This window comes from Actinorugispora endophytica (assembly GCF_004363075.1).
Taxonomy (GTDB): Bacteria; Actinomycetota; Actinomycetes; order Streptosporangiales; family Streptosporangiaceae; genus Actinorugispora; species Actinorugispora endophytica.
Genome location: NZ_SNYN01000009.1, coordinates 82,501 through 105,669, shown reverse-complemented (window position 1 = coordinate 105,669; position 23,169 = coordinate 82,501). Strand labels below are relative to the sequence as shown.

At 71.4% G+C, this 23,169-nt stretch carries 20 protein-coding genes; 4 read left to right on the top strand and 16 right to left on the bottom strand.

Translation table 11 applies throughout. From position 1 onward, the window contains the following. Nucleotides 1-7: 7 nt before the first annotated feature. From EV190_RS13505 to EV190_RS13495, 3 genes are all read right to left on the bottom strand, one after another. Entirely contained in the window at nt 8-763 is a 756-nt protein-coding gene (locus EV190_RS13505) for an HAD family hydrolase (protein ID WP_133741900.1), read from the bottom strand. Between the two features lie 99 nt (nt 764-862). Then, a complete protein-coding gene (locus EV190_RS13500) occupies nt 863-1,297 on the bottom strand; it encodes a DUF6912 family protein (protein WP_133741899.1) in 435 nt (144 codons plus the stop codon). A 108-nt stretch (nt 1,298-1,405) separates the two neighbouring features. Next, nucleotides 1,406-2,062, bottom strand: coding sequence for an HAD family hydrolase (locus EV190_RS13495; protein ID WP_133741898.1), 657 nt, complete (start codon nt 2,060-2,062; stop codon nt 1,406-1,408). A 166-nt stretch (nt 2,063-2,228) separates the two neighbouring features. Here EV190_RS13495 and EV190_RS13490 point away from each other — a divergent pair, with 166 nt between their 5' ends. After that, nucleotides 2,229-3,425 carry an acyl-CoA dehydrogenase family protein gene (locus EV190_RS13490; RefSeq protein WP_133741897.1) on the top strand — a complete coding sequence of 399 codons (1,197 nt, stop codon included), beginning with the start codon at nt 2,229-2,231 and terminating at the stop codon, nt 3,423-3,425. A 170-nt stretch (nt 3,426-3,595) separates the two neighbouring features. Further along, on the top strand, nt 3,596-4,945 hold the full coding sequence (locus EV190_RS13485) for a hypothetical protein (protein WP_133741896.1): 1,350 nt from the start codon (nt 3,596-3,598) through the stop codon (nt 4,943-4,945). Between the two features lie 177 nt (nt 4,946-5,122). Here EV190_RS13485 and EV190_RS13480 read toward each other — a convergent pair whose 3' ends face one another. The 6 genes from EV190_RS13480 to EV190_RS13455 form a co-directional block, all read right to left on the bottom strand. Next, nucleotides 5,123-6,787, bottom strand: a complete 1,665-nt coding sequence (locus tag EV190_RS13480; RefSeq protein WP_133741895.1) for a glycoside hydrolase family 3 protein — start codon at nt 6,785-6,787, stop codon at nt 5,123-5,125. 282 nt (nt 6,788-7,069) lie between these two features. Further along, nucleotides 7,070-7,327, bottom strand: coding sequence for an HPr family phosphocarrier protein (locus EV190_RS13475; RefSeq protein WP_133741894.1), 258 nt, complete (start codon nt 7,325-7,327; stop codon nt 7,070-7,072). A 52-nt stretch (nt 7,328-7,379) separates the two neighbouring features. Then, nucleotides 7,380-8,060: an HAD family hydrolase gene (locus EV190_RS13470; protein ID WP_208113170.1), complete on the bottom strand. Its 681-nt coding sequence runs from the start codon at nt 8,058-8,060 to the stop codon at nt 7,380-7,382. After that, nucleotides 8,057-8,503, bottom strand: coding sequence for a PTS sugar transporter subunit IIA (locus EV190_RS13465; protein WP_133741892.1), 447 nt, complete (start codon nt 8,501-8,503; stop codon nt 8,057-8,059). The genes EV190_RS13470 and EV190_RS13465 overlap by 4 nt, the downstream gene beginning before the upstream one ends. 88 nt (nt 8,504-8,591) lie before the next feature. Continuing rightward, nucleotides 8,592-8,840, bottom strand: coding sequence for a glucose PTS transporter subunit EIIB (locus EV190_RS13460; RefSeq protein ID WP_133741937.1), 249 nt, complete (start codon nt 8,838-8,840; stop codon nt 8,592-8,594). A 185-nt stretch (nt 8,841-9,025) separates the two neighbouring features. Further along, nucleotides 9,026-10,069, bottom strand: coding sequence for an SIS domain-containing protein (locus EV190_RS13455; protein ID WP_133741891.1), 1,044 nt, complete (start codon nt 10,067-10,069; stop codon nt 9,026-9,028). A gap of 204 nt (nt 10,070-10,273) precedes the next feature. Between EV190_RS13455 and EV190_RS13450 the strand changes: the two genes are divergently transcribed. Together EV190_RS13450 and EV190_RS13445 are read left to right on the top strand one after the other, a co-directional pair. Next, complete coding sequence (locus tag EV190_RS13450; protein WP_133741890.1) at nt 10,274-11,008, top strand: GntR family transcriptional regulator; 735 nt, start codon at nt 10,274-10,276, stop codon at nt 11,006-11,008. A gap of 95 nt (nt 11,009-11,103) precedes the next feature. After that, on the top strand, nt 11,104-12,456 hold the full coding sequence (locus EV190_RS13445) for a PTS transporter subunit EIIC (protein ID WP_243742554.1): 1,353 nt from the start codon (nt 11,104-11,106) through the stop codon (nt 12,454-12,456). 73 nt (nt 12,457-12,529) lie between these two features. Here EV190_RS13445 and secA read toward each other — a convergent pair whose 3' ends face one another. The 7 genes from secA to mtrA form a co-directional block, all read right to left on the bottom strand. Further along, nucleotides 12,530-15,391, bottom strand: coding sequence for a preprotein translocase subunit SecA (gene secA / locus EV190_RS13440; protein WP_133741889.1), 2,862 nt, complete (start codon nt 15,389-15,391; stop codon nt 12,530-12,532). A gap of 185 nt (nt 15,392-15,576) precedes the next feature. Continuing rightward, nucleotides 15,577-16,272 carry a response regulator gene (locus EV190_RS13435; protein WP_133741888.1) on the bottom strand — a complete coding sequence of 232 codons (696 nt, stop codon included), beginning with the start codon at nt 16,270-16,272 and terminating at the stop codon, nt 15,577-15,579. Between the two features lie 230 nt (nt 16,273-16,502). Further along, the gene (gene hpf, locus EV190_RS13430) at nt 16,503-17,180 is read right to left on the bottom strand and encodes a ribosome hibernation-promoting factor, HPF/YfiA family (protein WP_133741887.1); all 678 of its coding nucleotides are present in this window, start codon (nt 17,178-17,180) and stop codon (nt 16,503-16,505) included. Nucleotides 17,181-18,033: 853 nt separating this feature from the next. Further along, on the bottom strand, nt 18,034-18,705 hold the full coding sequence (locus tag EV190_RS13425) for a ComF family protein (protein WP_133741886.1): 672 nt from the start codon (nt 18,703-18,705) through the stop codon (nt 18,034-18,036). A 100-nt stretch (nt 18,706-18,805) separates the two neighbouring features. Then, complete coding sequence (locus EV190_RS13420; RefSeq protein ID WP_133741885.1) at nt 18,806-20,680, bottom strand: LpqB family beta-propeller domain-containing protein; 1,875 nt, start codon at nt 20,678-20,680, stop codon at nt 18,806-18,808. After that, entirely contained in the window at nt 20,677-22,419 is a 1,743-nt protein-coding gene (gene mtrB, locus EV190_RS13415; RefSeq protein WP_133741884.1) for an MtrAB system histidine kinase MtrB, read from the bottom strand. Before mtrB ends, EV190_RS13420 begins: the two co-directional genes overlap by 4 nt. Nucleotides 22,420-22,430: 11 nt before the next feature. After that, nucleotides 22,431-23,108, bottom strand: coding sequence for an MtrAB system response regulator MtrA (gene mtrA / locus EV190_RS13410; RefSeq protein ID WP_133741883.1), 678 nt, complete (start codon nt 23,106-23,108; stop codon nt 22,431-22,433). Nucleotides 23,109-23,169 lie beyond the last annotated feature (61 nt).

The window sequence follows — 23,169 nt, the reverse complement described above, 5'->3', positions numbered from 1 at the left end:
CGGATGTTCAGCCCCCATCGGTGGCCGCGCGCACCGCCGCGACCACCGCGGCCGGGTCGGTGAGGTCGGAGAGGACGTGGCGGGCACCCGCCGCGCGTAGCTGGGACTCCGTGGAGGAGCCGCTGACCACGGCGACCGGCCGCACCCTGCCGATCCGGGCGGCCTCGACGTCGCGCGCGGAATCGGTGACGTACACCGTCCGGTCCTCGGCGAACGCGCGCGCGTACGCCTCCTCGGCCCGCATCCGGGTGAACTGGATGAGGCTGGCCTTGGGGTAGTGCTCGGAGCCGAACCCGCCGATGCTCAGGTCGAGGCGGCCGTCCAACCCGAACGCCGCGAGCTTTGCGGTCGCGTTCGGCATGATCGTGCCGGTCACGACCGTCTGCACGGTGTCGGGAAGGCGCACGAGCGCGTCGAGGGCGTCGGCCGCGCCGGGCATCATCCGCCCCTTGGTGGTGAGCAGGTCGCGGCGCCTGCCGAACGCCGCGCCGAGGGCCTCGATGAAGTGCGGCAGCAGCGTCTCGTCCGCGTCGTCCACGTCGTTGCGCGCGGCGAAGTCGAAGAAGAGCTCGGAGTCCGTCCGCCCCGCGGCGGGGGCCAGATAGACCAGCGGAACACCGGTCACCTCCTCGAAGGCGTCGGCGTAGGCCGCGCGCGTCACCTGGGCGACGTCGACGAGGGTGAGGTCGATATTCCACAACACCAACCGGCTGATGGGGGGCTCCTTGTCGCGGGAGGGACGGGAGGAAACCGTCACAGACATGTATACGCCTATATTGCCGCACGGCCCCGCCTCCCCATCAAAGCGGCCGCGGATCGGGCACGGCGGCGCCGGCGGGCCCCGTCCCCGCGCCCGGACTCCCTAGCCCACCAGGTACCTCAGCTCCTGGGTGGCGTACCACAGGAGCTCGTGGTCCTCGCCGCGGCCCGCGGCGACGTCGGCGGCCGCGGCCTCGTCGTCGACGTGCGCGGAGGCGACGCGCTTGAGCGGGACCGCCGCCTCGACCACGACCTCCGCGGGGGAACCGGGGTCGGCGGCGGGGCGGACCACCGCGTCGGGCAGCTCCGCGGCGATCACCACGCGGCGGGCCGGCTCGTCGGGCGCGGCGGCCAGCAGGAGCGCCGAGGCGTCCGCCGCCGCGCTCAGCGCGGCGTACTCCAGCTCCTCCTCGTCGTCGCCGTACCGCGCGCGCAGGGCGGGCGTCACCGCGTAGGCGGCGCGCGGGCCGCCCCGGAACTCCCCCTCGGTCAGGGCAAGGGCGACTGCGGTGAGGGTGCTCGGCAGGTAGATGCGCATCGGTCACTCGTCAATTCGGCGGTCGGACGTGGAACAGCGAGTCAGAGTCTGCCAAAGGACCGCGGCGCCCGCGCACACCGCACCGCCGTGAGGACGCGCCACGACCGGTCAGAGCAGCGCGGTCAGCCGGATCCCACAGGCCTCCTCCAACCGGATCCGGGTCTCGGTCGGGTCGCGGTGCAGGATGCCGACCATGCCGAGCTCGGTGGCCGCCGCGACGTTGTGCTCGATGTCGTCGACGAAGACGCAGTCCCGCGCCTCCAGGCCGACCAGCTCCAGGGCGTGCAGGAAGATCTCCGGCTCGGGCTTGCGCATCCCCACCTCCCCGGAGATCACCACCCCGTCGAAGGTCTCGGAGAACCTGTCCCGGGGGTAGCCGTTGCCCCAGGAGTTGGAGAGCAGGCAGGTGCGGACGCCCTGTCCGCGCGCCTCGCGCAGCGCCGCGTACATCTCCTCGATCGGCAGGAACCCGGAGAACATCCGGGTGATGAGCCCTTCTGCGGGAACCGGCCCGCCGTCGGCCAGGCGCAGTTCGGCGGCGAGCAGCCGCTCGAACTCGCGCGTCTCCACTTCTCCCCGCTCCAACGCGTGGATCGGGTTGAGCGCGCCCCCGTCGTAGGCGGCCCGCACCCAGGTGCGCATGACGTCGCGGTAGACGCCGTGGTCGATGCCGTCCGCCTCCAGCCAGGCGGTGATCGTCTCGGGCAGCGGCGTGGTCAGCACGCCGCCCCAGTCGGTGATGATCCCGCTGCAGCTCCGAACCATTCGATCGCCTCCAAGCGTCCCGTCCCCTTTGACCGGGGCGGTGGTTTTTCCCTGCGGAGCGTGTCGCGAACCCCCTCGCGCGCATCCTGTTCGCGGGGTCCGCGCCGTGTCCGCCCGATCCGCCCCCAAAGGTACCGACCGGTCGGTCAGGTGTCATACTCGGCTCATGGACTTCGCTCTCAGCCCCACGGCCCAGGAGTACCTGGCCAACCTCCAAGAGTTCATGGACGAGCACGTCTACCCGGCCGAACCCGTCTACCACGCCTGGCGCCGCGACGCCGGTCCGGACAACCACGACCTTCCCCCGATGATGGAGGACCTCAAGGCCGAGGCGCGCAGACGCGGCCTGTGGAATCTGTTCCTGCCCGAGGCGGGCGGCCTCAGCGTGAGCGACTACGCCCCGCTCGCCGAGCTCACCGGCCGCTCCGACCTGGCCCCGCAGGCGCTGAACTGCTCGGCTCCGGACACCGGGAACATGGAGGTGCTGCACATGTTCGGCACCCCCGAGCAGCGCGAACGGTGGCTGGAGCCGCTTCTGGAGGGACGGATCCGGTCGGCCTTCGCGATGACCGAGCCCGGCGTCGCCTCCTCCGACGCCACCAACATCGCCACCTCGATCGTCCGCGACGGCGACGAGTACGTGGTCAACGGCCGCAAGTGGTGGATCAGCGGCCTCTCGGACCCCCGCTGCGAGATCCTCATCGTGATGGGGAAGACCGATCCGGACGGCCCGCCCCACCGGCAGCAGTCGATGGTCCTGGTCCCGCGCGACACCCCGGGGGTGGAGGTCGTGCGCGCGCTTCCGGTCTTCGGCTACCAGGACCAGGAGGGCCACTGCGAGGTCACGTTCACCGACGTCCGGGTACCCGCGACGAACCTGGTCGCCGGGGAGGGCGACGGCTTCATGATCTCCCAGGCCCGCCTCGGCCCGGGGCGCGTCCACCACTGCATGCGGGTCCTCGGCAAGGCCGAGAGGGCGCTGGAGCTGATGGTCCGCCGCGCCACCGGCCGGATCGCCTTCGGCAGGCCGCTGGCGGAGCAGGGGGTGGTCCAGCAGCAGATCGCCGAGTCGCGGCTGGCCCTCGACCAGGCCCGCCTCCTGGTGCTCAAAACCGCCTGGATGATCGACGAGTACGGCGCCAAGGCCGCGCGCAACGAGATCGCCGCGATCAAGGTGGCGGCGCCCCGGGCCGCGGAGGCGGTCATCGACCGCGCCATCCAGGTGCACGGCGGCGCCGGGGTGAGCGACGACTTCCCCCTCGCGGAGATGTACGCGGGCGCCCGCGCGATGCGGATCTTCGACGGCCCCGACGAGGTGCACCTGCGCTCGCTGGCCCGCCGGGAGATCAAGCGCTTCTCCTGACCCCGTTCGACCGGGCGGACGCCCGCGGCCGGCGGCCGCAGGCGTCCGCGCTTCCCTGGCAACCCACCTCGGCGGGCACCGAGCGCCGTGCGCCGAGATCAATGACAAACAGCAGATAAGGGGACATATGATATAAGAATGAAAACGGTTTTCATTTGAGAGGAAGTGCCATGCGCGGGACTGCGCTTGCCGCGTCTCTGCTCTCCGTCGCCCTGCTGGCGAGCGCCTGCGGCGACGCGCGGGACACCCCGGAGGACGAGGCCGCCCCGGAGGCCGAGACCTCCTGGCCCGAGCGGGAGGCTTCCCACGGCGCCGTCCTGCCGCGGCTCGTGGTGTCCGACGCGGACAGCGGGACCGCCACCGTCATCGACGTCGCCACCGGTGAGACGGTCGGCACCGTGGAGGGCGCGGGGCCGGCCCGGCTCACCCCCGTGACCGCCGACGGGACGCTGGTCCTGCTGGCCCAGGAGGGCGACGACACCGTCCAGCTCCTGGACGCCGGGATCCGGTACGAGGCGCACGGCGGCCACGCGGACCCCAAGCCGGTCGAACCGGCGCTGGTGGACGGGGCTCAGACCATCGCGGCCCCCGGAGGCGTCGTCGTGCACGACGGCCACGCGGCGGTCCTCTCCCACGGCGACGGAGCCGTCTCCGTGTTCGCCCTCGACGGCTCGGAGGCCCCCGCCGAATTCGCCGCGGAGGCGACCGTGGAGACCGGCGCCGACGGCGCGGGCTCCGCCGTTCCGGTCGGGCACGACCTGGTCGTGGGACTCGGTGACGACAACGGCGTGCGGGTCCTCGCCGAGGACGGCGCGGTGGAGCACGAGTTCGCCGACTGCCCGGACGCGGCGGGAGCGGCGGCGACCGCCGAGGCGACCGCGCTGTTCGGCTGCGCCGACGGCGTGCTGGAGGTCACCGGGCACGACGGCGAGTGGGAGGCCGTCAAGATCGCCTCCCCCGCCGGCGCGGACGGCGGGCGCGTCACCTCGATCGCCGGGGCCCCGGACCAGGAGGTCGTGCTCGGCGACTACTCCGACGAGTCCGTCGTGCTGATCGACACCCACGACGACACCGCGACCGAGGTCGCCGTGCCGGGCACCGTCGCCGCGATCGCCTGGGACCCGTACTGGATTCGGGGCCTGGTGCTGACTGCCGACGGCGTCCTGCACTCCGTCGACCCCGAGACCGGCGAGATCGCGCACAGCGTCGAGGCCACCGGCGGGTTCGCCCCGGAGGACGGCCGCGCCGCGATCGCGGTCGGCGAGAACCACGTCTACCTGACCAACCCGGCCACCGGGGAGCTCGTCGAGGTCTCCGTCTCCGGCGACGGTCTGGCGGTCGAGCGGAACCAGCTCCTGGACCTCTCCCCGCACGACCTCGCCGTGGTCGGCCTGGCCGCCCTGGACAGCGGGCACGAGGACGAGGAGGCCGGACACGACCACGAAGACGAGGAAGGCCACGCGGACCACGAGGGCGAAGAGGACGGGCACGGCCACGAGGAGGACGGGCACGACCACTGACCGCCGGCTTCCGGGTGCCGCTCCCTCCCCCTCCCGCGGCGCCCATCACCGGCACGGCGCCCCCGGACCTGGAATTCCAGGTCCGGGGGCGCTTTCCCATTCCCGGGCATCGCGGTGACCCGCACCGACCAGTTCCCGGTGCCGTACCAGACCCGGCCTCCGGTACCCGCGCTCGGGTCAGTAGCCCAGTCCGTCGCCGAACGCCAGGTCGGTGCCCGGGATGTCCACCGGCAGCCGCCCCGACGGGTTCACCTCTCCGGCGATCACCCGGGCCGCCGCCGCGAGGGAGACGTCGACCGAGGAGTAGGTGGCCAGGTAGCCGTCCAGGCCGGGGAGCTCGCCGATGTCGTAGGGGGTGCCCTGGGCGACCACGACGACCGGGGCCCCGGACGCCTGGGCCCGGGTGACCAGGCCCTTCTGCTCGGCGTCACCGCGCGCCCCGTTGGTGCCGACCACGACCGCGTCGGCTCCGGCGGCAGAACCCGCCAGGGCCAGGCCGAGGTCCTCCAGCGCCGCGCCGATCTGATCGGCCCCCGAGCCCGTCACGTGCACCGACGCGCCCTCTCCGAGCGGAAGCACCCCACCCTCGTTGCGCAGCAGGGTCACCGACGCGTCGGCCACCCGCTGGGCGGCGGCCTGGTGATCGGCGCTGCCGACGGTCTCGGCGGCCGCGGCGGGGTCGACCGGCGCCGCGTCGTAGAGGCCGCGCCGGAGCTTGAGCCGCAGGATCCGCAGCACCGACTCGTCCAACCGCTCCTCGGTGATGCGCCCCTCCTCCACGGCGGCGGTGACGGCGCCGTGGGCCGCGTCGAGGTCCGGCGGCATCAGGAGCTGGTCGGCTCCCGCCAGGACCGCGAGCACCGCGACCTCGCCGTCGTCGTGGCTCTGGCGCACGCCCTCCATGTTGAGCGCGTCGGTGCTGACCACGCCGTCATAGCCCAGTTCCTCACGCAGGATGCCGGTGATGACGCCGGGCGAGAGGGTGGCGGGCTCACCCGAGTCGTCCAGCTGGGGCATGAGCACGTGCGCGGTCATGATCATGTCGATATCGGCCTCGACGGCCTGGACGAACGGGGGCAGGTCGACCCGTTCCCACTCCTCGCGGCTCTTGTCGATGACGGGCAGGCCGGTGTGGCTGTCCACGTCGGTGTCGCCGTGGCCGGGGAAGTGCTTGGCGACCGGCACCACCCCGCCCGCTTCGAACGCGTCGGCCTCGGCGACGGCGAACTCACCGACCAGCGCGGGGTCCGCACCGAACGAGCGGATGCCGATCACCGGGTTGCCCGGGTTGACGTTGACATCCGCCACCGGCGCGTAGTCGAGGTTGATGCCGAGCGCCGACAGCTCCGCCGCGGTGGTCGAGGCCAGCGAGGCGGCCGCCTCGGGGTCCCGGGTGGCGCCCACCGCCATCGCGTCGGGGAAGCGCGCGCCGACCGGAAGGCGGGCGACCATTCCCTGCTCCTGGTCAACCCCGAGGAGGAGCGGGACGCCCGCGCCGCTGCCCACGGCGAGGTCCTGGAGTCCGTTGGACATCTCCGCGATCTGCTCGGCGCCGGTGAGGTTCTCCGGGAAGTAGATGAACCCGCCCGGGTGGTACTCCTCGATCAGGGCGGCGTTCTCGTCCGCCGTGGTGCCCGCCAGGGTGGGGACGAGCAGCTGCCCGACCTTCTCCTCCAGACTCATGTCCGCCAGCAGCTCGGCCGCCCCGGCCTCCGGATCGGCCGATTCGGGGCGCTCCGCCCTGGGTTCGTCGGACGCCGGGGGCTGCCCCCCGGCACCGCAGGCCGTCGTGAGCAGCAGAACCAGTACGCCGACCGGCGCGAGAAGACGTCGAAGGGGCATGGGCTCGGTTTCCGTCGAGAGGGATGGGGCCGGATGGCCACCCTACTGAGCTTCCCGGTCCACGAGGGTTTCATTGCCGGTCTTGGGCTTTCCGCCCGTTTCGGGGCCGGAAAGGGCAGAAAGCCCACGACCGTCAACGGAACCCTCACGCGACGGACATCATGGGCGCGGCCCCGACCCCCACCCGCCGTCGCCGCCCGCCGTGACCCCGCGATCCGCACGACAGGAGGCCGAAAGGCCACCGAGGCACCGGTGCGCGAATCACCCCGCGCCGGAGCTTCCCTAGTCGGTGTTCGCGATCTCGGCGAGTCGGTCCAGCAGCGCCTCGGCGCCCTCGCCCTCGGCGGTGACGACGATCTCGTCTCCGTTGCGCGCGCCCAGACTCATCACCGCCAGGATGCTCTTGGCGGACACGCTCTCGCCTCCGGCCTTGGCGACCCGCACGTCGCCGTCGAACGCGGCGGCGGCGGAGACGAACATCGCCGCCGGGCGGGCGTGCAGCCCGACCCGGGACTCGATCCTGACGCGGCGTTCGGCCACGGTTCCACCTCTTTCAGGGGTTGTGAAGGGGATCGGGGGGCGCACTCCGGGGTCAGCCGGACCGATGCCTCCGGGGGACGTGGGGCCAGTCCACCTCGGTCAGGTGGTCCACGACGAGGTCGGCCCTGGTCAGCTCGTCGGCCGGGTGCGTCGTCGTGATCCCGACGACGCGCATGCCCGCGCTCTTGCCCGCCCTGACCCCGGCGGGGGTGTCCTCGAAGACCACGATGTGCTCGGGATCGTGGCCGAGGATCCCGGCTCCGCTCAGGTAGCCCTCGGGGTCGGGTTTGCCGACGGTGACGTCGCCGGCCGTGACCAGCCCCGCGAACATCCCGAGCACGCCCAGCTGGTCCAGGGCGATCTCGGCCCAGTCCCGCCCCGCAGATGTGACCAGGGCGAACGGCACTCCCCGCGCGTGCAGCCGGTGCAGGAACGCCACCGACTCGGGAAGCTGCTCCACCGGGGGGATGTCGGGATCCATCATGTGGACCCGCATCTCGGCGACGAGCTGGTCGAAGCTCACCCCGGGGAACAGGTCGGGGCGCTCGGCGAGCACGTCCGGCCCGCGCCGCCCCATGAAGGCGCGCAGGAGCGTGCCGTCGTGGGGTACCCCGCGCGCGCTCAGCAGCTTCGACCACACGGCCACGCTGCGGGGCTCGCTGTTGATCAGGGTCCCGTCGAGGTCGAACAGTGCCGCGCGCGGCGGGGCGGCACCGGCGCCGATTCCGCTCACGTCCACTGGAACAACCGCCCGCCGCGTTCGACTTCCCCCGTGCCGGTCCGGGAGACCACGTCCCCGCCGGCGTCCAGGGCCACGACCGGGACGATCGGGGAGAGCCCGGCCCTGACGACCTCGGCGGGGTTCCACCGGATCAGCGGCTGCCCCGCCTCGACCTCGTCGCCCTCGGCGACCAGGGACTCGAAGCCCGCGCCGTCGAGCTTGACGGTGTCGATGCCCAGGTGCACCAGGACGCCCCTGCCGTTCTCCCCCTGCACCACGAAGGCGTGGTGGTGGAGCTTGACGACCTTCCCGGCGATCGGCGCGACCGCCTCCTGTGCCTCGTGCCGGGGCTCGATGGCGGTTCCCGGACCGACCATCCCCTGCGCGAACACAGGATCGGGGACTTCCTCCAGTCCCACCGTGGCGCCCGCTACGGGCGCGAGTACGGAAAGCACGGTCCTACCTCCCTAGCGGACGGGGGCGCCGGGCGGCGTGCGGGCCGCCGCGGTCCCGCCGCCCTCCGTCCATCGCTGCGTACGCGGATCAGTCGAGCAGGTCGTTGATGTCGTCGGTGAGCGAGTCGGCCTCGGGACCGACGACCACCTGGACGACGTTTCCGGAGACCAGCACACCGTGCGCCCCCGCTGCCTTGAGCGCGGCCTGGTCCACCTTGCCCGCGTCGGCGACCTCGGTGCGCAGGCGGGTGATACACGCCTCGATGTCCTCGATGTTGTCGGCGCCCCCCAGCCCGGCGACGATCGCGGCTGCCTTGTCTGCCATCTGTTCCTCCATCATGGTGCGGCGGGCTCGGATCTCCCGCACGTGCGAAGTGCCGTGGACCACGGCGGGGGCCGGGGCTCCTGCGGAAACCCGCGGTGTGCTCATCGAACCCCCTCCATCCCGCGGCCACAAGTCGCGGTCCCCGCCGCGCGCCCGGGCGGGCGCGAGGTCGGGCGCGCGGCGGGGCCTCCGTGGGTCTAGGAGGTCTGGGTCACCTTGTTGAGGCTGCGGGGCGCGTCGGGGTCGAAGCCCTTGGCGCGGGCCAGCCGCTCGGTGATGAGCTGGGCGGGGACGATCAGGCTGATCGGGGCGAGCCACTCGGGAAGGTCCGGGACGTCGACGGCCAGGTCGGAGGACTTGGCCAGGGCCGATCCGCCGCCGATGGCGTAGACGGGGGCGTCCGCGGCGCGCACCCGCTCGGCCAGGGCCACCGTGCCGGGCAGGGTGGGGCCGGAGTTCGCGGCCACGAGCAGCGCCGGGGTCTGGGCGTCCACGACCGCGAGCGGCCCGTGCAGCAGGTCCGCGTAGGACAGGCCCATCGCGTGCAGGTAGCAGGCCTCCTTGAGCTTGAGGGCGGTCTCCAGGGCGGTGGAGAAGGCCATTCCGCGGCCCGAGACCACGGCGCCGGAGACGCCCGCCAGGCGCGCCACGATCTCGTCCAGCGCGTCGGTCGGGGCTGCCAGCGTCTCCTCGATGGCGTCGGGGACCGCGCGGAGCTCGGCCTCGTCGAGGTCGGCGCCGAGCCCCAGGGCCAGAACGGCGAGTGCGGCGAGCTGGGCGGTGTAGGTCTTCGTGGCGGGGACGGCGAGCTCGTCCCCGGCCCGGGTCAGCAGCGCCACGTCGGCGCCCCGGGCCAGCGGCGAGTCGTCCCCGTTGGTGACGGAGATCGTGCGGGCGCCGCACCGGGCCGCCCAGTTCATCGTGTCGACGATCTCCTCGGTCCGCCCCGACTGGGAGATCGCCACGGCGAGCACGCCCGACAGGTCCACCTCGGCGCCGTACACGGTGGCGATGGAGGGCGAGGCCAGCGTGGCCAGCCGCCCGGAGTGGGCCTGGAGCAGGTAGCTGCCGTAGACGGCGGCGTTGTCGGAGGAGCCGCGCGCGACGAACAGCACCTGGCGGGTCTTCCCGGCCAGCGCCGCGACCTCCGCCGTCTGCGGCAGGAGCGCTTCCAGCGTCCTGCGCAGCGCCGCGGGCTGCTCCCCGATCTCGGAACGCATGACGCTGGTCTCAGTGGTCATCTGGATTCTCTTCCCCTTAGTCCCGTTCGGTCGGCCCCCGACGGCGCCGGACACGGCTCCGGTCGACGGCGTCCACGGGACGCGGCGCGTGCCGCGGGTGTCCGCACGTCGAACTGTTGACACACCAGGAGCCCCTGTGGTCTAGTCCGGCCTATACCAGTACGCACCATATCCGACCCTGACGCGAGCGAACAGGCACCCGTGATGAGAATCGACCCCGCGAGCCCCGTCCCGAAGTACGCCCAGCTTCGCGACCTCCTGCTCGACTGGATCGAGGAGACCCAGCTCTCGGTGGACGGCGCGATCCCCTCCGAACGCGAACTCGGCGTGCGGTACGGGCTCTCCCGGATGACCGTCCGCCAGACCATCGACCACCTGGTGAGCGAGGGAAAGCTGTACCGGGTCCCGGGCAAGGGGACCTTCCTGGCCCGGCCCAAGATCGAGATGTCGCTGCGCATGGCCTCGTTCACCGAGGACATGCGGTCCCGGGGCTTCGCCCCCGGCGCCCAGGACCTGGCCCGCCGGGTCGAGGCCGCGCGCGGGCACGTCGCCCGCATGCTGGACATCGACACGGGGGCCCCGGTCCACCACATCGAGCGCCTGCGCACCGCCGACGGCGAGCCGATGGCGATCGAGCGCTCCAACATCCCCCTCTCCGTCGCTCCCGGCCTGGCGGAGCGCTCCCTCTCCGGGCGTTCCCTCTACCAGCTCCTCGAGGACGAGTACGGACTCATCCTGGACTCCGGCGAGCAGACCATCGAGGCCGGCCTGTGCGACCCCACGGACGCGAGGCTCCTCGGGCTGCCCCCCGGGAGCGCCGTCCTGCTGCTGCAGCGGCGCAGCTTCGTCAACGGCAAATGCGTCGAACTGGCGATATCCACCTACCGGGCGGACCGCTACCAACTGCACTCCACGCTGGACCCGCGCCAGCGGGGGTAGCCGGGGCCCGCCCCGCACGGGTGTCCGCGTCCACGGGACACCCGCCTCCCCCAGAGCCACGAGCTCACCGCCACACCAGTTCAGAAGGGCCAACCGTGAGTTCCTCATCAGCGACCGACAGCGGCCTCCCAGCCGCGCCGAAGCAGTCCTCGAAGGCACTGGCCGTCCTGCAACGCATCGGGCGCAGCCTGATGATGCCCATCGCGGTGCTGCCCGCCGCGGCGATCCTGCTGCGCCTGGGACAGCCGGACATGCTGGGACGCTTCAGCGGCCTGGAGCAGGTCTCCACCGTCATCGGCAACGCCGGCGACGCCGTCTTCAACGCCCTGCCGCTGCTCTTCGCCGTCGGCGTGGCCATCGGCTTCGCGAAGAAGGCCGACGGATCCACCGCGCTGGCGGCCGTCGTCGGCTACGTGGTCTTCGACCGGGTCTCCAAGTACCTGTTCTTCGAGCAGGGCGGTGAGGTCGCCGCCCGCATCACGCTGGAACTCGTCGACGGCCCGGCGATCAACTGGGGCGCGAAGAACCCGACCGACGTCCTCGGCGGCATCGTCATCGGCCTCACCGCGGCCCTCCTGTGGCAGCGCTACTACCGGATCAAGCTGCCGACCTGGCTGGGCTTCTTCGGCGGCCGCCGCTTCGTGCCGATCGTCACCGCGTTCGCCGCGCTGATCCTCGCCGTCGTCTTCGGTTTCGTCTGGCCGACCGTCGGCGGCTGGATCAATGGCCTGGGCGAGTGGATCATCGGCTCCGGCGCGGTCGGCGCGGGCGTCTACGGCGTGGTCAACCGGCTGCTGCTGCCCTTCGGCCTGCACCACATCGTCAACTCCGTCGTCTGGTTCGTCTTCGGCAGCTACGAGGGCCCCGACGGCGTCGTGCACGGCGAGATCAACCGCTACCTGGCGGGCGACCCGACCGCCGGCGGCTTCCTGTCCGGCTACTTCCCGGTGCTGATGTTCGGCCTCCCCGCCGCCGCCCTGGCGATCTGGCGCGCCGCGCACCCCAGCCAGCGCGCGGCCGTCGGCGGCATCATGGTCTCCGCCGCGCTGACCGCGTTCGTCACCGGTATCACCGAGCCGATCGAGTACGCGTTCATCTTCATCGCGCCGGTGCTGTTCGCGGTGCACATCGTGCTGACCGGCGTCTCGATGGCGATCCTGAACGCGCTCGACGCGCATCTGGGCTTCGGGTTCTCCGCCGGCCTGATCGACCTGCTGCTGAACGCCACGAAGGACAACACGACCGGTCTGGTCTGGATCCTCGGCCTGGGCGTGGTCTACTTCGCGCTCTACTACGTGGTCTTCTACTTCGCGATCACGAAGCTGAACCTCCCCACCCCGGGACGCGAGCCCGTCGAGGAGGGCGTGACGGTCGCCGCCAACCCGGACACCCCGGGCGAGAGCGGTACGAAGACTCCCGACGGGTCCAAGGGCGGCGGCACGTCCTGACCGGACCGGCCGCCGCCGGCGGCGGCCCGGGACCCCGTACGGGGTCCCGGGCCGCCCCGTCACCGGTGACCGGCTACACCTGCGCCTTGGGGGCGCCGTGGCACTTCTTGAACTTCTTGCCCGAGCCGCAGGGGCAGAGCGCGTTGCGCGGGGTGTTGGCGTACTCCCCGTCGGCGTCCTCGGTGTGCCGCTCCACACCTCCGCCCTCGCTCGGACCGGTGTACTGCAACCGCGTGGGCTCCTCGGACTCCAGGCCCGGGACCACGACCTCCGGCTGCTCCTCGGCCTCGGGCTCCGCGTCCTCGGGCCCGGACTCGGCCTCCGCGTCCTCCGCCTCGGCCTTCCCGGCCCCCGCTCCGGCGCCCTGGCCCACCAGCGGGACCGCGGTCGCGGTGGCGGCCGCCGACGCCGCGGTGACCTGGCCCTCCTTCGGGCGGTTCACCTGGACCTCGACGTTGTAGAGGAAGCGGACCGACTCCTCCTTGATGCCCTCGAGCATCTCCTGGAACATGTCGTAGCCCTCCCGCTGGTACTCGATCAGCGGGTTGCGCTGCGCCATGGCGCGCAGGCCGATGCCCTCCTGGAGGTAGTCCATCTCGTAGAGGTGCTCGCGCCACTTGCGGTCCATGACCTGGAGGATGACCTGGCGCTCGATCTCGCGCATGGCCTCGACCCCGAGGTCGGCCTCACGGCGGTCGTAGGTCTCGTGGGCGTCCTCGCGGACCCGCTGGCTGATGATGTCCGGCGTCAGCGCGGTGACGTCGCCGCCGTTCTCCTCGATCAGCTGGTCGTGGGTGAAGCTCACCGGGTAGGCCTGGGTGAAGGCGGTCCAAAGGCGCTCGAGGTCCCAGTCCTCCGGCTCGCCCTCGGCCGTGGCGGAACGGACGTAGCCGTCGATGACGTCGTCGATCATGCCCTCGACCTGCTCGCGCAGGTCCGCGCCCTCGAGCACCTTGCGGCGCTCGGCGTAGATCACCTTGCGCTGGCGGTTCAGGACCTCGTCGTACTTCAGGACGTTCTTGCGGATCTCGAAGTTCTGCTGCTCGACCTGGCCCTGCGCGCCCTGGATCGCCTTGGAGACCACGCCCGACTCGATCGGCTGGTCGTCCGGGATGTTCAGGCGCTCCATGATGATCTCGACCCGGGCGCTGTTGAACAGCCGCATCAGGTCGTCCTTGAGCGACAGGTAGAAGCGGGACTTGCCGGGGTCGCCCTGACGGCCCGACCGGCCGCGCAGCTGGTTGTCGATACGGCGGGACTCGTGGCGCTCGGTACCGAGCACGTACAGCCCGCCGGCCTCGATGACCTGCTCGTTCTCGAGCTTGACCGCTTCCTTGGCCTTCTCCAGCGCCTCGGGCCAGGCCTTCTCGTACTCCTCCGGGGTCTCCAGCGGGTTCAGGCCGCGCTCGTGGAGCTCCTCGTCGGCGGTGAAGTCGGGGTTGCCGCCCAGCATGATGTCGGTACCGCGGCCGGCCATGTTGGTGGCGACCGTGACGGCCCCGAGCTTGCCCGCCTGCGCCACGATGGACGCCTCACGCGCGTGGTTCTTGGCGTTGAGGACCTCGTGCGCGATGCCGCGGCGCTTGAGCATCTTGGACAGCAGCTCGGACTTCTCGACGCTGGTGGTACCCACCAGCACCGGCTGGCCGACCTCGTTGCACTCGGCGATGTCGTCGACGACCGCCTCGAACTTGGCCTCTTCGGTCTTGTAGACGACGTCGCGCTGGTCGTCGCGGACCATGTCCCGGTTGGTGGGGATCGGGACGACGCCGATGCCGTAGGTCTGGTGGAACTCCGCCGCCTCGGTGGAGGCGGTGCCGGTCATGCCGGCCAGCTTCTCGTAGAGGCGGAAGTAGTTCTGGAGGGTGACCTTGGCGAGAGTCTGGTTCTCGTCCTTGATCTTCACCTTCTCCTTGGCCTCGATGGCCTGGTGCATGCCCTCGTTGTAGCGCCGCCCGCGCAGGACGCGGCCGGTGAACTCGTCGACGATGAGCACCTCGCCGTCCTTGACGATGTACTCCTTGTCTCGGCGGTAGAGCTCCTTGGCCTTGAGGGAGTTGTTGAGGAAGCTGATCAGCGGGGTGTTGACCGCCTCGTAGAGGTTCTCGATCCCCAGCCAGTCCTCGACCTTGGCCACACCGGACTCGGTGATGCCCACGGTGCGCTTCTTCTCGTCGACCTCGTAGTCGGTCTCCTTGCGCAGGCGCGGGGCGATCTTGGCGAACTCGCTGTACCAGCGGGAGTTCTGCTCGGCGGGGCCGCTGATGATCAGGGGCGTGCGCGCCTCGTCGATGAGGATCGAGTCGACCTCGTCGACGATCGCGAAGAAGTGGCCGCGCTGCACGCAGTCCTTGATCGACCGCGCCATGTTGTCGCGCAGGTAGTCGAACCCGAACTCGTTGTTCGTGCCGTAGGTGATGTCCGCCTCGTAGGCCTTGCGGCGGTCGGCCGAGGACATGTCGGGGCCGACCACACCGACCTCGAGGCCGAGGAACTGGTAGATGCGGCCCATGTTCTCGGCGTCGCGGCGGGCCAGGTAGTCGTTGGTGGTGACCAGGTGGACGCCCTTGCCCGCGAGCGCGTTGAGGTAGACGGCGAGGGTGGCGGTGAGCGTCTTGCCCTCACCGGTCTTCATCTCCGCGATGTTGCCGAGGTGCAGCGCCGCGCCGCCCATGAGCTGGACGTCGAAGTGCCGCTGGCCCAGGGTGCGCTTGGCCGCCTCGCGCACGGTGGCGAAGGCCTCCGGCAGGAGGTCGTCCAGCGCCTCGCCTTCTTCGACGCGCTGCTTGTACTCGTCGGTGAGCTCGCGCAGTTCGGCGTCGCTGAGATCGACGAAATCATCCTCGATCGAGTTGATCTGGTCCTTGAGCTTCTTGAGCCTGCGCAGGACTTTGCCCTCGCCTGCGCGCAGGACCCTGTCGAGTATGCCTGGCACTTCTAATGCGCTCCTCGCGATCGTGGCCCGCATCCGGGACGGGACGCATCCATCCCCAGTGGCTTTCCATCGTAGGAGAGCCTATTGCCTCCGCGGTCAAATCTGCGTATCGCGAAGGCCGGAACACGAAGCGTAACTCCGCGGAGGCGCATGGGCGCGGGCCCCGGAGAGGCACCCGGAGTTTCTCAGTCCCCGTCGGTGTCGAGGAACTTCTCCCGTATCGCGTAGACCGCGGCCTCTGTCCGCGAGTGCAACTGGAGTTTCTCCAGGATGTTGCGGACGTGGTTCTTCACGGTGTTGTCGGAGATGTACAGCCGGTCCGCGATGTCCCGGTTGTTCAGTCCTCTCGCGACCAGGCGCAGGACCTCCGTCTCGCGTCCGGTCAGGCGGGGGACCGCCACCGGCTGGGGGCGCCCCTTCTCCTTCCTGGCCAGCGTCGCGAACTCGCCGATGAGCTTGGTGGCCATGGAGGGGTTGATGAAGGACTGCCCGCCCGAGACCGCGCGCACCGCCGCGGGGAGCTCGACCACCGAGATCTCCTTGAGCAGGTAGCCCGTCGCGCCGGCCTTGATCGCCTCGAAGAGGTCCTCCTCCTCGTCGCTCATCGTGAGCATCACGATCTTGGCGTCGGGAACGGCGTCCCTGATCCCGGTGCAGGCGGCGATCCCGCCGGCCTTGGGCATGCGCACGTCCATGAGCACGACGTCGGGGCGCAGGGCGCTCGCCCGGGAGACCGCCTCCTCGCCGTCCCCCGCCTCTCCCACGACATCGATGTCCGGCTCCTCCGCGAGAACGGAGACCAGCCCCCTCCGGAAGAAGGCGTGGTCGTCGACGACCAGCACCTTGATGGGGTCAAGTCGGGTGGGGGGGATCCCGCTCACGGCCTGTGTTCCTTCCTCCCGCGCGGCGGCGTCACGCGGATACGGACAATATCTGGTTGTCACGTTCACGGCGTCCGCTTTTCCGCAGGACAGCACGATTACGTCCGTTTTCCGGCGAACCGGGGAATTTCCCGGGAGAACCCGCCCGAAGCACCGTACCCCACGGTGCGCCGCACCCGGTCCTGATCCGGGTGCGGCGCAGCGGAACGCCTATTCAGATGTTCGGAACTTTATTCCATGAGGCGCAGAACGCCGTAGTTGAAGCCCTTGCGGCGGTAGACCACGCTGGGCGCGTCCCGCTCCTCGTCGCGGAAGAGGTAGAAATCGTGGCCCACGAGTTCCATTTCCATTAGAGCCTGGTCAATGGTCATGGGTTTGGCGTAGTGGAATTTCTCGCGGACGATGACGGGGACGTCGCCCTTGGTCTCGAGCTCGACGAAGTCGTCGGTGAACGCGCTGTCCACCGCCGCGCCGTCGAAATCGTCCCCGGGTTCCTGCCGCTCGGGCTCGCGCGGCGGCTCGGCCACCGCGCCGAGGGGGGCGTCGTTGTTGGCCAGAGCCGCGGTGGCGGCGGCCACCGAGACGGGCGCGCGGCTCCCCCTGTGCACCTTGCGGCGGTCGGCGACCTTTCGCAGCCTGGACTCGGTGCGGTCGAGTGCCAGGTCGAGGGCGGTGTAGCGGTCGTCGGCGGCCGCTTCGCCCCGGATCACCGGGCCGCTGGAGTGGATGGTCAGTTCAACCCGCTCGCGGTGCTCGGCGAGCTTCGGGTTTCGCTCTTTGGACACCTCCACATCGACGCTCATGATGCCCTTCTGCTCCCACTTGTGGAGCCTGGCCAGCTTGGTTTCGACGTGCTGTCGGAACTTGTCGCTGACCCCCGTGCGCCGACCCTTGACGATGATGTCCACAAGACCCCCTTCATCGCGTGACCGCCCGTCTCGACGGCCAGCTGTGTGGTGTGCGCCCCGTCCGCTGTGAGCGTCGGGCTCGTCGTCTCGTCCTCCTTCTCCCGCCACAGTGGCGGTGGCTCACGTTGGTGGGCGTATACCCACAAGCTCTCCGGTCATCACTCGCCGTTGGACCCGCGTTCGGGGAGGCCGGACGTGAGGCGTCACACCGTGACGAAGGGCCCGGAACCGGCGGTTGACCGGCATGGATGGAAGACTCGCGTCCGCGCTCTCCGGGAAGGGGAGACGCCCGCGGGAACAGGCGGCGCGCCGTCGACGCGACGGGGCGGAAACGCGCGGTGCGCGCGTGGAGCGCGTCGGCTCCGCGGCGGGGACACGTCTCACGACGCGCCCCCCGCGAAGAGGATGCCACCCGTCCGTCCGACCTGGTCTTCGTCCCCACATCCGCCTGCTGAGAGTCTCGCGGCACTCGTGCGCCACTACTGCTCTTCTCCCTCGTCCGGAGGACATCTGGACCTCCGAAGGGGCAGGACTTACCTCTAAGCCGCACCGTGATCGGTCGACGAAAAGTCGCCTTACGTGGGCCGTTTCGCCTGCGGCTGGCATCGGCTTGCCGACCCGGTGCCCCCTCGTCGGAGGGGACGCCGCGTTCGGCGCAACCACGGACCCGGACGGGTGCCATGTCTGGAACGCTAGCCCGAGATCGGCCGCTTGTCAGGTGTTGATTCCGGCGGCTTCACCCGGAATACGCTCCCGAGCCCCGAGAATCCACCGCTGAGGACGGGAAACGGGCCCCGACAACAGCTTTTCGGCGCTCCGCCCTCGTCCGGGGCTTCATCTCGGCCTACTGAGCCTACTCGCGTTCGGCGAGCACGGCCGCGCCGGCCGCCCGAACCCCCGCCTCGCCGAGCGCCCGGACGGCCTCGGCAAGGGTGGATCCGGTGGTGAGCACGTCGTCCACGACGACGACCCCCCGGCCGTCGCGACGCGGCGGTCCGGCCCGGGGGCGCGCCCGCATGGCCCCCTCCAGGTTCGCCCGGCGCGCGGCGGCGTCGAGCCCCACCTGGTCGCGGGTTCCGCGCGCGTAGCGCAGCACCGGCTCCACGCGCGCCTCAACCGCCTGCTCCCGCAACCGGACCGCCGCCGCCACCGCCAGGGACAGGACGGGGTCGTAACCGCGTCTGCGCGCCGATGAGGGCCGCGCGGGCACCGGGACGAGCAGTACGCCGCCGGAGCCTCGCGCCGCCGCGCGCACCGCCCCGGCCAGCGCGTGCGACAACCGCTCCGCCAGCGCCCTGCGGCCGCCGTCCTTGAACGCCAGCAGGACCTCACGGCCGCGTCCGGCGTACGGCCAGGCCGCCCAGACCGGCGGGCACCCCCGCCGCGGGGCGCACCGCCGCGGCCGCCGGTCGAGAACGTCCGAGCACTCCGCGCACACCGCCGCCCCGGCCCCGCCACACCCGGCGCACCGCTGCGCCAGCACCAGGTCGAGCAGGGCCGCCGTCCACTCCGGAAGAATCGCCATACCCCGAGCCTGGAACCCCCGCACAGGGCGGCGCCACCCGGATCCGGCCCCTGTGGAGAACCCGCCCCGGACCGCGGGACGCGAAGGCCCCTCCGGCGGCCTAACCGGGGTAGACCGGGTTCGTCCCGTCGGCCACGCGCCGCCACATGAGGCGGTCGCTGGACATGGAGATGGTGTCCTCCTCCGTGCCCGAGAGGAGGGGCAGTCCGGGACCCGCCGCGATGGTCTTCATGTCGGACCCGGTGACGGCGCCCGCACTGGTGGACTCACCGCTGCCGTTGAGCGGGACCAGGTACGCCTGGAGCGCGCCGCGGTCCTTCTGCCCCAGGACCGCGAGCTGGTCGGCGCCCCGCCAGGACAGGCCGTCGACGCTGGTCAGATCCGCGGCCAGGGGCAGGAACCCCTGGAGGGTCACGGCCGACTCGCCGTACACGACGCGGCCGACCGAGACCGCGCCGGTCTCCCCGGTCCCGGTCAGGACCGCGACGCGGGTGCCGTCCCGGGAGACCCGCAGCTCGGTGACAGCGGCGTCGGCCAGCTCCGGCGCGGTCACCTCGACCGGGTCCGAGCCGCCCGGCAGCAGCCACAGCCGGGTCGCCGGATCGCCCGGCTCCCCCTGCCGTTCGGAGTCGGACGAGGCGGCGTCCCCCCGCTCCGTGTCGTCGGCGAGGTCCTCGTCCTCCTCCGCGTCGTCGGCCTCCCCCGACAGGTCCTGGAGGACCCAGAGGTTCCCGTAGACGTCCCAGGACAGCGAGGTGTACTCCCCGTCCGCGAGCACGGTCGCGTACTCGCTGCCGTCGACGAGTTCGGCGACCCGGACCGAGCCGTCGTCCGGCACGACGCCCGCCACCCTGTCCTCGTCCAGGGAGACCGCGTGCCGTTCGAGCAGGGTGGTCCCCTCCCCCGGCGCGCCCTCCACGAGGGACTCCTGCTGGTCCGCGTCGAGCGACCACAACTGGCCGTCCCGCATGAAGTAGGACCGCAGCGAGCCCCCGTCCACCCCGGACGGGTTCACCGCGTTCCACTCCTGGCTGCTGGTCTGGAGGCTGCCGCCCTCGGCGCCGGCGAACTCCACGTCCTCCCCGCCGATCCGCAGCGTGAGCTCCTGGACCTCGGGGAGCTGCTTGAGGGTCCACACGAGTTGGGCGCCCATCCCGAAGCGCTCCTCGGTACCGGTGCCGTCGGCCCCGGCGCCGAGCTCCACGGTGATCATGCCCGATTCGTAGGACACGGCCGTGTCGACGCCTTCGGGAAAGGACGAGCGCACCGCGGGCGCCAGCCAGTCGGTCGGGCCGTCCACCAGCATGCGGATCAGCGCCCGCGCGAGCTGCTCGGTGATGTCGGTGGTGGGCTGCACCGGCAGGAACACCGGGTCCGGCACGAGCGTGCTCAGGTCCCGGTTGAAGTAGTACAGGTTGAGGGGGCGGTACACCCGGTCGACGTCACGCCTGCTCAGCAGGAGGTCGTCGGGAAGGTCGGCGATGCGCCACTCGCCGTCGACCTTGGTCAGGTCGAAGGCGATGTCGATGTTCTCGCCCTGGTCGGCGGGCACGTACTGGCCGTCGGTTCGGATGGTCGCGTACAGCGGGGTGCGCATGCGCACCCTGGCCGTCCGGTCCTCCTCGACCGCCTCCACGTCGAAGCGGACGGCGTCCATCTCCCCGTAGACGAGCACCTGGTCGCTGGGCTTCCAGACGGCCTGCTCGTCCTCGGTCATGTACAGCCGCGCCGCCTTGTGGTTCTCCTCGAAGCTGCCCATGTCCTTGAGGAAGCCGCGCACCAGCGCGCCCTCCCCCACCCCCGGCTGCGGCCCGGCCGGGATCAGCCGGGTGAAGGTGTCGGCCTGCCCTCCGGCGTTGTCGCCCCGGCCCGGGAAGGTGGGACCGCCGGTGGGAACGCTCGCGCACCCCGACAGCGCCGCCACCAGGCAGGCGGCCGAGGCCGCGGCGCCGATCCGACCGCCGTGTCCGATCACGTTTCCTCCCCCGCCCCGACCCCGCGCACCGTTTCGAGGTCTCCCTGCTGGCCGCCGAACACCGAGAGCGTCCGGCCCAGCGCCATCTCCGGCGGCGCCAGCGGCAGCGGGGAGCCCCGCAGTTCGGCGCCTGCCCGTCGCGGCAGGGACAGCCGGAACTGCGACCCCTTGCCCGGCATCCCCCACGCCTGGAGCCAGCCGCCGTGCAGCAGCGCGTCCTCCCTGGCGATGGAGAGCCCCAGCCCTGTTCCGCCGGTCGTTCGGGCCCGGGCCGGGTCGGCCCTCCAGAAGCGGTCGAAGCACAGGTGCTCCTCACCGTCCTTGAGCCCGACCCCGAAGTCGCGGACCGCCACCGCCACGGCGTCCCGGTCCCCCGCGGCCGTCACGACGACGTCCTTGCCCTCGCTGTGCTCGATCGCGTTGACGATGAGGTTGCGCAGGATCCGGTTGATCCGGCGGGCGTCGAACTCGGCCGCGCACGGCTCGGCGGGCAGCCTCAGCACCACCTTGATCCCCCGCTTCTCCGCGATCTGCTCGGCCTCGCCGACGGCCTTGAGGACCGAGTCCCGGATGTCCACGCTCTCGGTGGCCAGGGTGGCCGCGCCCGCGTCGTGCCGGCTGATCTCCAGCAGGTCCGTGAGCAGCTCCTCGAACCGCTCCAGCTGGCTCTGCAGGAGCTCCACCGAGCGCCGCATCGTGGGGTCGAAGCCGTCCCGCTCCTCGAACAGCAGGTCACCGGCCATCCGGATGGTGGTGAGCGGGGTGCGCAGCTCGTGCGAGACGTCCGAGACGAACTGGCGTTGAAGCTTGGACAGCTCCTCCAGCTCCTGGATCTTCTCCTGGAGGCTGCCCGCCATGTCGTTGAAGGACATCGCCAGGCGGGCGAGGTCGTCCTCGCCGCGCACCTTCATCCGCTCGGACAGCTCGCCGGAGGAGAGCTTCTCGGCCGAGCTCGCGGCCTGGCGCACCGGTGTGACCACCTGCCGGGTGACCACGTAGGCGATGGCGGCCAGCAGCACGATCAGCGCGGCGGCGACCAGCGCCAGGGTCCGCTGGACCAGGTCGAGCATCTGCTGCTCGTGGTCCAGCGGGAAGAGGTAGTAGAGCTCGTAGGCGCTGGACAGCTGGGCGCCCACGGCCAGGCCCGGCTCCCGCTCCCCGCCCCGGATGATCTCGGTGTAGCGGCCGTGCTGCTGGCCGTCGCTGCTCTCCTGCACGGCCTCGCGCAGCTGCGCGGGCACGCTCGCCTCGCCGACCCCGTTGGTGGCGCGCCCGGTCATCCCGCTGACCGAGGCCATGATCACCACGTCGTACAGGCCGGTGGAGCCGCTGCGCGCGCTGAGGTCCTCGGCGATCTGGTCGAGCTGGCGGTCGGGGTCCTGCTGGTCGCCGTCCTGCAGGATGCTCACCGCGGTCGTCAGGCCCGCCTGGTGGTCGCTGAAGGCGGCCTGCACCTTGGCGTCGAGGAGGCCGGTCTGGACCTGCTGCACGAGGAAGAACCCCAGAACCACGGTGACCAGCAGCGAGACCGCCATGGTGGAGGTGACCACACGCAGCTGCAGGGACCTCCGCCAGTGCGAGTTCACGGCGCTGACGAGGGAGCGCGCCGACCGCTGGGTGACCAGGTAGCCGGTGCGCAGCATGTTTCCGGAGCGCTGCCAGCGCGAAGGCGCGGCGAGCCCGCCCTTCGAGGGGTCCGCCGCGTTCGCGCTGGGGTCGACGCCCGACACCGTTGCCATCCCGGAGCCTGTCAGGCGGTACCGGCCTTGTAGCCGACACCGCGCACCGTGACGACGACCTCGGGGTGCTCGGGGTCCTTCTCGATCTTGGCCCGGAGCCGCTGCACGTGCACGTTGACCAGGCGGGTGTCGGCGGCGTGCCGGTAGCCCCACACCTGCTCCAGCAGCACCTCGCGGGTGAAGACCTGGCGCGGCTTGCGCGCGAGCGCCACGAGCAGGTCGAACTCCAGCGGGGTGAGGCTGATGGGCTGGCCCGCGCGGCGCACGGAGTGCCCGGCGACGTCGATGGTGATGTCGCCGATCTGGAGCACCTCGGGAGCGGGCTCCTCGGTGCGGCGCAGCCGGACCCGGACGCGGGCGACCAGCTCCTTGGGCTTGAACGGCTTGACGATGTAGTCGTCGGCTCCGGACTCCAGGCCGAGCACGATGTCCACGGTGTCGCTCTTGGCCGTGAGCATCACGATGGGCACCCCGGACTCGGCGCGGATCTGGCGGCACACGTCGATGCCGTCGGCTCCGGGCAGCATGAGGTCCAGCAGCACCAGGTCCGGTTTTGTCTCGCGGAAGGCTTCCAGGGCCTTGTCTCCGTCGTGCACGAACGACGGCTCGAACCCTTCGCCTCTGAGCACGATGCCCAGCATCTCGGCGAGAGCGAGGTCGTCATCGACGACCAGTACGCGTCCCTTCATCGATTTTCCGGCGTCGGTCGGCATCCCGTCAGGGACGACGCTCCGGTCCGCCTTCTCCTTT

Bases quoted from the DNA above. Each gene is read 5' to 3' on its own strand.
- EV190_RS13505 (WP_133741900.1), bottom strand. From the start codon at position 763: ATGTCTGTGACGGTTTCCTCCCGTCCCTCCCGCGACAAGGAGCCCCCC.
- EV190_RS13455 (WP_133741891.1), bottom strand. From the start codon at position 10,069: ATGACCACTGAGACCAGCGTCATGCGTTCCGAGATCGGGGAGCAGCCC.
- EV190_RS13485 (WP_133741896.1), top strand. From the start codon at position 3,596: ATGCGCGGGACTGCGCTTGCCGCGTCTCTGCTCTCCGTCGCCCTGCTG.
- mtrA (WP_133741883.1), bottom strand. From the start codon at position 23,108: ATGAAGGGACGCGTACTGGTCGTCGATGACGACCTCGCTCTCGCCGAG.
- EV190_RS13460 (WP_133741937.1), bottom strand. From the start codon at position 8,840: ATGGAGGAACAGATGGCAGACAAGGCAGCCGCGATCGTCGCCGGGCTG.
- EV190_RS13495 (WP_133741898.1), bottom strand. From the start codon at position 2,062: ATGGTTCGGAGCTGCAGCGGGATCATCACCGACTGGGGCGGCGTGCTG.
- EV190_RS13490 (WP_133741897.1), top strand. From the start codon at position 2,229: ATGGACTTCGCTCTCAGCCCCACGGCCCAGGAGTACCTGGCCAACCTC.
- EV190_RS13425 (WP_133741886.1), bottom strand. From the start codon at position 18,705: ATGGCGATTCTTCCGGAGTGGACGGCGGCCCTGCTCGACCTGGTGCTG.
- EV190_RS13450 (WP_133741890.1), top strand. From the start codon at position 10,274: ATGAGAATCGACCCCGCGAGCCCCGTCCCGAAGTACGCCCAGCTTCGC.
- EV190_RS13500 (WP_133741899.1), bottom strand. From the start codon at position 1,297: ATGCGCATCTACCTGCCGAGCACCCTCACCGCAGTCGCCCTTGCCCTG.
- EV190_RS13480 (WP_133741895.1), bottom strand. From the start codon at position 6,787: ATGCCCCTTCGACGTCTTCTCGCGCCGGTCGGCGTACTGGTTCTGCTG.
- mtrB (WP_133741884.1), bottom strand. From the start codon at position 22,419: ATGGCAACGGTGTCGGGCGTCGACCCCAGCGCGAACGCGGCGGACCCC.